This is a genomic window from Ruegeria sp. YTSC230 (assembly GCF_059609665.1).
Window position 1 is genome coordinate 18,960 of sequence record NZ_JBXWMC010000016.1, and the last position, 12,041, is coordinate 31,000.

The following is a 12,041-nucleotide window of genomic DNA, read 5'->3' on the forward strand; positions in this document are numbered from 1 at the left end:
AGTTGAATGGAACTGAGTGACGAAGTCCGCATCTCTGCGCCGCGGGATGTGGTTTACAAGGCTCTGAATAATCCCGAAATCCTGCAGGAATGCATCCCAGGGTGCGAAGAGCTGATCCAAAATTCACCCGAAGATCTGGAGGCCAAGGTGGTCTTGAAAATCGGCCCCGTCAAAGCCCGGTTTGCGGGCGCTGTGACGCTGGACACTGCCAATGCACCGGACGGGTTTTCCTTGACCGGGGAAGGCAAGGGCGGTGCCGCCGGATTTGCCAAGGGTGGCGCAGACGTGACGCTGACCGAAGATGGGGACGAAACTGTTCTGGCTTATACAGCCAAGGTCGAGGTTGGTGGAAAAATCGCCCAACTGGGCAGCCGCCTAATCGCTGGTACGGCGAAAAAGCTGTCGGGCAAATTTTTCACCCGGTTTGGCGAAGTTGTTTCAGAACAATCCGTCACTTAAGGCGCGTGACAGGGCCGGTGAATGGACCGGCCCGCGTCAGATCACATCCCACGGAAACTCAATTCCGGTAAGAGAATATCAGTGGTTTGATTTTAAGGGGATTTGGTGCCCAGGAGAGGACTCGAACCTCCACGTCCATACGGACACTAGCACCTGAAGCTAGCGCGTCTACCAATTCCGCCACCTGGGCAGGTGTCGTGGAGGGGCGTTTAAGCCCACTGGCTGGAAGGGTCAACCAGATTCGGGAAGATTTTTGAAAGTTTTTTCCTCGCTTCCAAATTCAGTTTGAATTGGTTGGTTTTTTCGCTGGTGCGCGGCGTTATTGCGCCTTGTTTGAAAAGGCTCAGAGAGCTACATCGAAAGAGGACCCACAAGCAGGAGCCCTCTCATGTCTAAAATGGTCACGATTTATGGCGGATCGGGATTTGTCGGCCGGTATATTACGCGGCGCATGGCAAATGAAGGGTGGCGTGTCCGGGTGGCGGTTCGGCGCCCAAATGAGGCGATGTTTGTCAGACCCTATGGCGTGGTTGGTCAGGTCGAACCCATTTTGTGCAATATCCGTGATGATGCCTCGGTTGCGGCGGCGATGCACGGGGCAGACGCGGTGGTGAATTGCGTCGGTGTTTTGAACGAGCTGGGCAAGAACGCCTTTGACGCCGTGCAGGCTGACGGGGCCGAGCGGATCGCGCGTTTGGCGGCCGAACAGGGCATTTCCCGGATGGTGCATATCTCAGCCATCGGAGCGGACGCCGAGTCCGACAGCGAATATTCGCGAACCAAGGCGCATGGTGAGGCTGGTGTGCTGACCCACATGCCAGATGCAATTATTCTGCGGCCGTCTGTGATTTTCGGAACCGAGGACCAGTTCTTCAACCGGTTTGCCGGGATGACCCGGATGGGGCCTTTCCTGCCGCTGGTCGGAGCCGAAACCAAATTCCAGCCTGTCTATGTGGATGATGTGGCCAAGGCCGCTGTTCAGGGCGTCCTGGGCCAAGCTGAAGCCGGTGTGTATGAGCTGGGCGGACCCGAGGTGAAAACTTTCCGCGCACTGATGCAGCAGATGCTTGATGTGATTTACCGACGCCGAGTGATCATCGGAATGCCCTTCTTTGTGGCCCGGATCATGGCGGGCGTGTTAGACATCTTGAAGTTCGTCAGCTTCCAACTGTTCCCGAACCACATCCTGACGCGCGATCAGTTGAAAAACCTGCGCCGCGACAATGTTGTTTCCGACGGGGCCAAAGGATTTGCCGATCTTGCGATCGAGCCAGCGACGCTGGAATCCGTGCTGCCTGATTACCTGTGGAAGTTCCGCCCTTCGGGTCAGTACGACGACATCCAGAACTCGGCCAACAATCTGCGGACCTGATCAGCTATAGGCGATTACAAGCAGGATGGCGCCCAGGATCACGCGGTAGATGACATAAGGTGTAAAGCTGACACTGCGCAGCAGGCGCATCATTAGGGCCAAGGCTAGCAGGGCTGAAATAAAGGCAAAAAATGCCGCGATTGCCCCGTCTCGGGCCAATTGGGCGTCTGCTTCGCGGATCACGTCTACCGACAACAAAACGCCCGAGGCAAGAATGGTCGGGATCGACATCAACATCGCGATCCGCGCGCCATCCTCTCGCGTATAGCCCAGTTGGCGCGCGCCGGTGATCGTAATGCCTGATCGGGATGTTCCGGGTATCAGAGCGAGAACCTGCCATAGTCCCATGATCAACGCATCGCGCAGGCCCCATTCGCTTGCCTGTTTGGTTTGCGGCCCTTTTTGATCCGCCCAATACAGAACGAGGCCAAAAACCAGCATGGTCCAGCCAATGACCGCCATTGACCGGAAGGCCTCGATCAGGCCGGTTTTGAACAGGATAGCCCCGACAATCACTGTGGGAATCGTGGAGATGATCAGACCCATGGCCAGCTGCGCCTGTGGTGTGTCGACCCGGCCGGTCAACGCCCGGGGAAGACCGGAGACGGCCTGTTTCACATCGGACCAGAAATACAGAATCACGGAGCCCAAAGTGCCCACATGCACGGCCACGTCGATGGCCAGACCTTGATCGTCCAGCCCGGTCAGGCTGGGCAGCAGTATCAAGTGACCAGATGAAGAGATCGGCAAAAACTCAGTGATACCCTGAATAATCGCCGCGAGAATCAATTGAAAAAGACCCATCTGCCCCGCCGTGTTGTGGTCACGTCTTTGTTTGCCCAATGGGTATAAGTGCGCTGTGGAAAAGGAAAGCGTGCATATAGGTCCGAATCGGAACTAAAAATCGCATTTAAATTCAAACGACCACTAAATTCCCCCCCAGTTTTCGAAATTAGGTCAGTACAGTTGACTTTTCATTCGATGTCGCATCTCTTAAAGAGACGTGACCAAGCCAATTCATGGAGTTTGACCCGTGGCCAAGCAACCGATGCTGAAATTTGTGCGGATCGACCGCGTCATGCCCGAAAAGCGTGCCGCCGATGACCGCAGAGAAGATTTTGATGAAATCTACGCCGAATTCGCAGCAGAAAAAGCCAAGGAACAAGCCAGCCGATGCAGTCAGTGTGGTGTTCCATACTGCCAGTCGCATTGCCCGCTGCACAACAATATCCCTGACTGGCTGCACCTGACCGCGACAGGGCGTCTGGAAGAGGCCTATCAAACCAGCCAAGCCACCAACACATTCCCCGAGATCTGTGGCCGAATCTGCCCGCAGGACCGTCTGTGCGAAGGCAACTGCGTGATCGAGCAATCGGGCCACGGCACGGTCACTATTGGCACGATTGAGAAGTACATTACCGACACCGCCTGGGACAAAGGCTGGGTGAAACCCACCGCTCCGGGTGCCGAGCGCAGCGAAAGCGTTGGCATCATCGGTGGCGGCCCCGGCGGCCTGGCTGCCGCGGACATGCTGCGCCGGGCGGGCATTCAGGTCACCGTCTATGATCGTTATGATCGCGCAGGTGGTCTGCTGATGTACGGCATTCCGGGGTTCAAGCTGGAAAAAGACATCGTGCAGCGCCGCAATGACCTGCTGGCCGATGGCGGAGTCGAGTTTGTGCTGAATTGCGATGTGGACGCCGCTAAATTCGAAGAAATCCGCACCAAGCATGATGCGGTGATCATTGCGACAGGTGTGTACAAATCGCGCGATCTGTCTATGCCCGGCAGCGGTCTGGCTGGGATTGAAAAAGCCATCGATTTCCTGACCGCCTCGAACCGCAAAAGTTTTGGCGATGACGTCGAAGATTTCGACAATGGCCGCTTGAATGCCGAAGGCAAGAAGGTGGTCGTTATTGGTGGCGGTGATACCGCGATGGATTGTGTGCGGACCTCGATCCGGCAAGGTGCCACGTCGGTCAAATGCCTCTATCGCCGTGACCGGGCGAACATGCCGGGTTCGCAGCGCGAAACCCAAAACGCCGAGGAAGAAGGCGTGGTGTTTGAATGGCTGAGCGCGCCCAAGGGCTTTACCGGCGACGACACCGTTGCAGGCGTGATGGTGCAGAAGATGCGTCTGGGTCAGCCCGATGCGACCGGCCGTCAGGCACCAGAGGTGATCGAAGGCGCGGATTATGTCGAAGATGCCGATCTGGTGATTAAGGCGCTGGGCTTTGAGCCTGAAGACCTGCCCACCCTGTTCGGCCAGCCCGACCTGCCCGTCACCCGTTGGGGCACCGTCAAGGCAGCGTTCGAGACTGGCGCGACCGAGATGGACGGCGTCTATGCCATTGGTGACATCGTGCGCGGTGCCTCTTTGGTGGTCTGGGCCATTCGTGATGGTCGCGACTGCGCCGATGCGATTATTGATCGCTTCAACGCCAAGGCTGCCATCGCAGCCGAATAACCCTAGCCCAGCGACAGGAGGGTCTGATGCCCGAATTGCAAGGTCAATGCATGTGCGGCGCGGTCACGGTGACCGCAACTCCGGCGCGGGATTCGCTGGGAGCCTGCCATTGTGATCAATGCCGTCGCTGGACCAGTTCGATGCTGGTAACCTTCGCGGCCGAGCCCGGCTATGCCGCCTTGGGACCGGTCAAGACCTACACCTCGTCGGAATGGGCCGAGCGGGCGTTTTGCTCGGACTGTGGTTCGGCGTTGTGGTACCGGATCACTTTGCCGGGCGAGATGCACGGACAAACCCAAATGGCTGCCGGTCTTTTCGACGACACCGGCAACCCGCTGAAACTTGAACTTTACATAGATAAAAAGCCCGAGGGCTACGCGTTCGCAGGAGAGCGCCGGCAGATGACCAAAGCCGAGGTCGAAGCCATGTATGCCCTGCCGGAAGAAGGAGACAGCCAATGACCAAATATGATGCCGATTGGGTGCGGGCCGAAGAAGCCAAGCGCAAATGGATGGCCGAAAATGGTCTCTATTCCGAGGATGAAGAGCATTCTTCATGCGGCGTAGGTCTTGTGGTTTCGATTGACGGCAAAGCGTCGCGTAAGGTGGTGGATGCCGGGATCGACGCGCTTAAGGCAATCTGGCACCGCGGCGCGGTGGATGCAGACGGCAAGACGGGTGATGGCGCGGGTATCCACGTGCAGATCCCGGTTCCGTTCTTCTATGACCAGATCCGCCGCACCGGGCATGAGCCACGACTGGATCAACTGATTGCGGTTGGTCAGGTCTTTTTGCCGCGCACCGATTTCGGTGCGCAGGAGCAGTGCCGGACCATCGTGGAAACCGAAGTTCTACGCATGGGCTATTACATTTATGGTTGGCGTCATGTGCCGGTCGATGTGACCTGCTTGGGTGAAAAAGCCAACGCCACTCGCCCTGAGATCGAGCAGATCCTGATCTCGAACTCAAAAGGTGTGGATGAAGACACGTTTGAGCGTGAGCTTTATGTGATCCGTCGCCGCATCGAAAAGGCGGCACTGGCCGCCGGGATTTCAGATCTGTATCTGGCCTCGCTCAGCTGCCGGTCGATCATCTATAAGGGCATGATGCTGGCCGAGCAGGTCGCGGTGTTCTACCCCGATTTGATGGATGAACGCTTTGAAAGCGCCTTTGCCATCTACCACCAGCGATATTCGACCAATACGTTCCCGCAGTGGTGGCTGGCACAGCCTTTCCGCATGCTGGCCCATAACGGCGAGATCAACACGCTGAAGGGCAACATCAACTGGATGAAAAGCCATGAGATCCGCATGGCCAGTGGCACTTTTGGTGACTATGCCGAGGATATCAAGCCGATCATTGCGGGTGGTTCGTCGGATTCGGCGGCTCTGGACTCGGTATTCGAGGTTTTGGTGCGTGCAGGCCGGTCTGCCCCGATGGCGAAAACCATGCTGGTGCCGGAAAGCTGGTCCAAGCAGGCGGTCGAACTGCCGCAAGCCTGGCGCGACATGTATTCTTACTGCAACTCGGTGATGGAGCCGTGGGACGGCCCCGCCGCACTGGCGATGACCGATGGCCGTTGGGTTTGTGCGGGTCTGGACCGGAACGGTCTGCGTCCGATGCGTTACGTAGTAACTGGCGACGGTCTTGTCATTGCAGGGTCCGAGGCCGGGATGGTGCCGATTGATGAGGCCACTGTGACCGAAAAAGGCGCGCTTGGCCCGGGTCAGATGCTGGCCGTCGATATGAAGAAGGGCAAGTTGTTCCGCGACACACAGATCAAGAACAAACTGGCCCGTGCGCTGCCATTTGGCGAATGGGTCGGCAAGATTCACGATCTGGATGCCACGCTGGCAGGCGTGACCGAAACCCCGATTTTTTCGGGTGAAGAACTGCGCAAGCGCCAGATTGCAGCGGGGTATTCGGTAGAAGAATTGGAACAGATTCTCGCCCCGATGGCGGAGGACGGCAAAGAGGCGCTGGCCTCGATGGGCGATGATACGCCCTCGGCAGTTCTGTCCAAGCAATACCGCCCACTCAGCCATTTCTTTAGGCAGAACTTCAGCCAGGTGACCAACCCGCCGATCGACTCTTTGCGCGAATACCGCGTGATGTCGTTGAAAACGCGATTTGCGAACCTCAAGAACGTGCTGGATGAAGACAGCAGCCAGACCGAGATTGTGGTTCTGGAAAGCCCCTTTGTCGGCAACGCGCAATGGGACAAGCTGGTTGAAAGCTTTGATGCACCGCTGGCCGAGATCGATTGTAGCTTTGAGCCCGGCCAAGGCGCACTAAGCGACGCATTAGCCCGTGTTAGAGCCGAAGCAGAAGAGGCCGTCCGATCTGGCGCTGGGCATCTGGTTCTGTCCGACATGAACTCGGGCGAAGGTCGTGTGGCGATGCCCATGATCCTTGCCACAAGTGCGGTGCACTCGCACCTGACCCGTCAGGGCCTGCGGACGTTCTGTTCGTTGAACGTACGCTCGGCGGAATGTGTCGACCCGCATTACTTTGCCGTTCTGATCGGTTGTGGTGCGACAGTGGTGAACGCCTATCTGGCCGAGGATTCGCTGGCCGACCGTATTGATCGCGGCCTTTTGGACGGGAGCCTGACCGAAAATGTCGCCCGCTTCCGCGAAGCGATCGATCAGGGCCTGTTGAAGATCATGGCCAAGATGGGAATCTCGGTAATCTCGTCCTATCGCGGCGGTCTGAACTTTGAGGCCGTTGGCCTGAGCCGTGCGATGGTGGCCGAATACTTCCCTGGAATGACCAGCCGGATTTCCGGCATCGGGGTTACCGGTATTCAGACCAAGGCCGAGGAAATCCACGCCAAGGCATGGGTCAATGGTCTGGACGTGCTGCCCATCGGTGGGTTCTACAAGGCGCGGAAATCGGGTGAGACCCACGCGTGGGAAGCGACCTCGATGCATATGATGCAGATGGCCTGTAACCGGGCGTCCTATGAGCTGTGGAAGCAGTACTCGGCCAAAATGCAGTCGAACCCGCCGATCCATCTGCGTGACCTGATGGATTTCAAACCGCTGGGCAAACCAATCCCGATTGAAGAAGTGGAATCGATCACTTCGATCCGTAAACGCTTTGTCACGCCAGGCATGTCGCTGGGCGCGCTGTCGCCCGAGGCGCATAAGACGCTGAACGTTGCGATGAACCGGATCGGTGCGAAATCCGACTCCGGCGAGGGTGGCGAAGACCCGGCGCATTTCGTGCCGGAGCCCAATGGCGACAACCCGTCGGCCAAGATCAAACAGGTGGCCTCGGGCCGGTTCGGTGTGACTGCCGAATACCTAAACCAGTGTGAAGAGCTTGAGATCAAGGTCGCCCAGGGTGCAAAACCCGGTGAAGGCGGTCAGCTGCCGGGCATGAAGGTCACCGACCTGATTGCACGTCTTCGTCATTCGACCAAGGGCGTGACCCTGATCTCGCCACCACCGCACCACGATATCTACTCGATCGAGGATCTGGCGCAGCTGATCTATGACCTGAAACAGATCAACCCGCGCTGCAAAGTGACGGTAAAACTGGTGGCGTCCTCGGGCGTTGGCACGATTGCCGCCGGTGTGGCCAAGGCCAAAGCGGACGTGATCCTGATCTCGGGGCACAATGGCGGCACCGGTGCGTCCCCCGCGACCAGCATCAAATACGCCGGTCTGCCGTGGGAGATGGGCCTGACCGAGGCACATCAGGTTCTGGCGATGAACAACCTGCGCGACCGCGTGACCCTGCGAACCGATGGTGGCTTGCGCACCGGTCGTGACATCGTCATGGCTGCGATGATGGGAGCCGAGGAATACGGTATCGGCACCGCGGCGCTGATCGCGATGGGCTGTATCATGGTGCGTCAGTGCCAGTCGAACACCTGCCCGGTCGGTGTGTGTACTCAGGACGAATCCCTGCGGGCAAAGTTCACCGGTAATGCCGATAAGGTCGTCAACCTGATCACCTTCTACGCACAGGAAGTGCGCGAGCTGCTGGCCAGCCTCGGTGCGCGGTCGATTGACGACATCATCGGTCGGGCCGATCTGCTGGCGCAGGTCAGCCGCGGTTCTGCACATCTGGATGATCTGGACCTCAACCCGTTGCTGATCACGGTCGATGGTGCCCATAACATCGTCTACAACCGCGACAGAGACCGGAACGCGGTGCCTGATACACTGGACGCGGAAATCGTGCGCGATGCCGCCCGGTTCCTGAAAGACGGCGAGAAAATGCAGCTGTCTTATGCGGTACAGAACACGCATCGGACCGTGGGCACGCGAGTGTCCAGCCATATCGTGCAGAATTTCGGGATGCGGAACACGTTCCAGCCGGACCATTTGCACGTGAAACTGCAAGGCTCGGCCGGTCAGTCGCTGGGGGCCTTCGCGGCCCCGGGTCTAAAGCTCGAGGTGTCGGGTGATGCCAACGACTATGTCGGTAAAGGCCTGTCCGGGGGCACAATCGTCGTGCGTCCGCCGCAGGTCAGCCCCCTGAAAGCGGACGAGAACACCATTATCGGCAACACCGTTCTTTACGGCGCAACCGATGGACACCTGTTTGCGGCTGGCCGCGCGGGTGAGCGGTTCGCGGTTCGGAACTCGGGCGCCACTGTGGTGATCGAGGGCTGTGGCTCGAACGGCTGTGAATACATGACCGGTGGTATCGCGGTGATCCTGGGTGGCATCGGTGCCAACTTTGGCGCAGGCATGACGGGCGGTATGGCTTATCTGTACGACCCCGAAGGCAAGGCCCGACAGCTGATGAACATGGAAACGCTAGTGACCTGTCCGGTGACCGTCGACCATTGGGAAGATCAGTTGAAATCGCTGATCGAAACACATCAGGCTGAAACCAACAGCCGCAAGGCCGCTGACATTCTGCAACATTGGGAGGTCGAAAAGGCCAACTTCCTTCAGGTTTGCCCGAAAGAGATGCTGAACAAGCTCAGCCATCCTCTGACAACCGAGGCAACTGCTGTTCCCGCCGAGTAAGCGGAAATAGTTAGACTAAATCAGAACCCCGCGTGTCACCAAGGACACGCGGGGTTTTCAAATTTACGGACCGGCCTTGCTTAAGATTGCATACCCGCGCAACGCTCAGATCAGGCAAGATAAACCGTTCCAAACCCGGCCACAGCGTCGTATAGCAACAAAATGGCAAGAACAGCAGCGCGCAAGTCGAGCAAAAAGAAAAGCAAGGCGTCAAAGTCAAAAAGGCCACTGATCCCGCGGATTCGTCGTTGGGTCACACGCGCCGCTTTGGGTGTCGTGGCCTTCATCGTTGGGTTGGTCCTGCTGTACTCGGTGGTCAATCCGCCGGTGACTCATACGATCTGGTCAGAATGGCGACGACTGGGAAAGGTTGAGCGTGATTGGGTGCCGATAGAGGAAATTGCCCCGGTTATGGGCAGATCTGCTGTCGCCGCCGAAGATGCCAATTTCTGCCTGCATTGGGGCTTTGACGTTGAAGCAATCCGAGATGCGCTGGAAGATGGCGGCAGCCGGGGTGCCTCGACCATTACCCAGCAGGTCGTGAAGAACGTGTTCCTGTGGCAGGGGCGCAGTTGGGTGCGCAAGGCGCTTGAAACGTCGATTACGCCCGTCGTCGAAATCTTCTGGAGCAAACAGCGGATTCTGGAGGTCTATCTGAACGTTGCCGAGACCGGACAGGGCGTCTTCGGGGTCGAAGCGGCAGCACAGCGATACTATGGAACGAGTGCGTCTAAGTTGTCGTCGGTTCAGGCGGCACGGCTGGCGGCGATCCTGCCGTCCCCTCGCAATAGATCCGTCACAGACCCATCGGTTCGGACCCGCAGACGGGCGGCATCCATACTGGATGGGGCGGCCACCATCCGCGCAGATGGTCGCGCGGATTGTTTCGAGGATTGAAACCCTATGCCCCTCAAGGCTAAAGCTGGGGGGTATTCACTGGTTCGATTGGAAGATTATGGCGCGTCTGTTTCATGTTCCCCTGTCCCCGTATTGCCGCAAGGTGCGCCTGTCGCTTGCGGAAAAGAAGATCGAGGTTGAGCTGGTCGAGGAACGATACTGGGAACAAGACCCGGATTTCCTGCGCCGCAACCCTGCCGGAAAAGTACCGGTATTGCGTCTTGATGGGCAGGTCATGGCGGAGAGCGCCGCCATTTGTGAGTATATCGAAGAAACCCGCCCTGAACCGCCGCTGATGCCCAAAAAACCTGAAGCGCGTTACGAGGTACGGCGTCTGGTAGGGTGGTTTGATGACAAATTCCATCACGAAGTGACATCGAGGCTGCTGTATGAACGGGTAAATAAGAAGGTGACGGGCGAGGGGTATCCCGACAGCAAAAACGTCAAGGCAGGCGCGAAGGCGATCAAGTATCATCTGGATTATATGGCATGGCTGCTGGATCATCGGCGCTGGCTGGCGGGGGATCAGATGACACTGGCCGATTTTGCCGCTGCTGCGCATCTGTCTGCGCTGGATTACATCTCGGACGTAGATTGGAACCGTTCTCAGGCGGTCAAGGATTGGTATGCCAAGATCAAGTCACGACCTGCGTTCCGGTCTATATTGGCAGATCAGGTTCCTGGGTTCCGACCGCCACCGCATTACGCTGATCTGGATTTCTGATAGGGTAAGGGTGTAGCGGGCTGACTGCCCGCTCTTGGCCGGGTGTGGGCCAATTCACCCCCGAGGGTACTTGTAGCCAGATGAAGAGCGGATCAGGTTTAAAAGAAAAGCTGGTGGCGCAGGCGTTGAGCGAGGGATTTGTCTCTTGCCGTGTTTGCCGACCTTGGGACGTTCCCGATGTGCCGTCGCGCTTGCAGGCGTTTTTGGATGCCGGGTATCACGGGCAGATGGGGTGGATGGCCGAGCGGACCCATTGGCGCGGCGATCCGGCCGCATTGTGGCCAGAGGCGCGGTCGGTCATCATGCTGGCCGAGAGCTATACGCCTGACCATGATCCGACCGAAGTGCTGCAGCATCCGGACAAGGCAGCGATTTCTGTTTATGCGCAGAACAAGGATTACCACGATCTGGTCAAAAAGCGGCTGAAACGGCTGGCGCGCTGGCTGATTGCGGAAGCCGGTGGAGAGGTAAAAGTTTTTGTTGATACCGCGCCTGTGCCGGAGAAGGCTTTGGGCCATGCGGCAGGGCTGGGCTGGCAGGGAAAACACACCAATCTCGTAAGCCGCGACTGGGGAAACTGGGCCTTTATAGGCTCTGTTTTTACGACGTTGGACCTGCCTGCAGACATGGCTGAAACTGACCATTGCGGTAATTGTCGAGCTTGTTTGAGCGCCTGTCCGACGGAGGCGTTTCCCGCCCCGTATCAGTTGGATGCGCGGCGTTGCATTTCGTATCTGACGATCGAACATAAAGGGCCGGTTGACGAAGAGCTGCGCCAAAAGCTGGGAAACCGGATTTACGGATGCGACGATTGTTTGGCAGCGTGCCCGTGGAACAAATTTGCGGTTGCCGCGAGCGATGTGCGATACGCCGCGCGTGATGATCTGAAAGCGCCACCGCTGTCCGAGCTTGCTGTGTTGGATGATGCGGCGTTTCGCGCGAAATTCTCAGGCTCGCCCATAAAGCGGATCGGGCGGGTTCGGTTTGTGCGCAATGTTCTGTACGCGATTGGCAACTCGGAACAGTCAGATTTGATGCCCGTCGCGCAGTCGCTTGCCGATGATCCTGACCCAACGGTGGCGGACGCCGCGCGCTGGGCGGTGAAACGATTATCCTAAGTGACGCAAACAGG

General features: G+C 57.9%; 9 protein-coding genes and 1 tRNA gene. 8 read left to right on the forward strand and 2 right to left on the reverse strand.

The window, feature by feature from the left end; translation table 11 throughout:
• Positions 1–6: 6 nt before the first annotated feature.
• The gene (locus AC2FD9_RS22240; protein WP_109313033.1) at positions 7–459 is read left to right on the forward strand and encodes an SRPBCC family protein; all 453 of its coding nucleotides are present in this window, start codon (positions 7–9) and stop codon (positions 457–459) included.
• Positions 460–562: 103 nt separating this feature from the next.
• On the opposite strand, the gene AC2FD9_RS22245 is transcribed toward AC2FD9_RS22240, so the two are convergent.
• Positions 563–649, reverse strand: a tRNA-Leu gene (locus tag AC2FD9_RS22245).
• A 198-nt stretch (positions 650–847) separates the two neighbouring features.
• On the opposite strand from AC2FD9_RS22245, the gene AC2FD9_RS22250 reads away from it, so the two are divergent.
• On the forward strand, positions 848–1,831 hold the full coding sequence (locus AC2FD9_RS22250) for a complex I NDUFA9 subunit family protein (protein WP_496838855.1): 984 nt from the start codon (positions 848–850) through the stop codon (positions 1,829–1,831).
• On the opposite strand, the gene AC2FD9_RS22255 is transcribed toward AC2FD9_RS22250, so the two are convergent.
• Entirely contained in the window at positions 1,832–2,635 is an 804-nt protein-coding gene (locus AC2FD9_RS22255; protein WP_496838856.1) for an undecaprenyl-diphosphate phosphatase, read from the reverse strand.
• A gap of 229 nt (positions 2,636–2,864) precedes the next feature.
• On the opposite strand from AC2FD9_RS22255, the gene AC2FD9_RS22260 reads away from it, so the two are divergent.
• The 6 genes from AC2FD9_RS22260 (at position 2,865) to queG (ending at position 12,027) form a co-directional block, all read left to right on the forward strand.
• Positions 2,865–4,298, forward strand: coding sequence for an NAD(P)-dependent oxidoreductase (locus AC2FD9_RS22260; RefSeq protein WP_496838857.1), 1,434 nt, complete (start codon positions 2,865–2,867; stop codon positions 4,296–4,298).
• A gap of 26 nt (positions 4,299–4,324) precedes the next feature.
• Positions 4,325–4,759, forward strand: a complete 435-nt coding sequence (locus AC2FD9_RS22265; protein WP_109313051.1) for a GFA family protein — start codon at positions 4,325–4,327, stop codon at positions 4,757–4,759.
• Positions 4,756–9,288 carry a glutamate synthase large subunit gene (gene gltB / locus AC2FD9_RS22270; protein WP_496758373.1) on the forward strand — a complete coding sequence of 1,511 codons (4,533 nt, stop codon included), beginning with the start codon at positions 4,756–4,758 and terminating at the stop codon, positions 9,286–9,288. The genes AC2FD9_RS22265 and gltB overlap by 4 nt, the downstream gene beginning before the upstream one ends.
• Positions 9,289–9,450: 162 nt before the next feature.
• Positions 9,451–10,185: a monofunctional biosynthetic peptidoglycan transglycosylase gene (gene mtgA / locus AC2FD9_RS22275; protein ID WP_496758375.1), complete on the forward strand. Its 735-nt coding sequence runs from the start codon at positions 9,451–9,453 to the stop codon at positions 10,183–10,185.
• 58 nt (positions 10,186–10,243) lie between these two features.
• Positions 10,244–10,909, forward strand: coding sequence for an FtsZ-binding protein FzlA (gene fzlA, locus AC2FD9_RS22280; protein WP_058275204.1), 666 nt, complete (start codon positions 10,244–10,246; stop codon positions 10,907–10,909).
• An 80-nt stretch (positions 10,910–10,989) separates the two neighbouring features.
• On the forward strand, positions 10,990–12,027 hold the full coding sequence (gene queG, locus AC2FD9_RS22285) for a tRNA epoxyqueuosine(34) reductase QueG (protein WP_496838858.1): 1,038 nt from the start codon (positions 10,990–10,992) through the stop codon (positions 12,025–12,027).
• Positions 12,028–12,041: the final 14 nt, after the last annotated feature.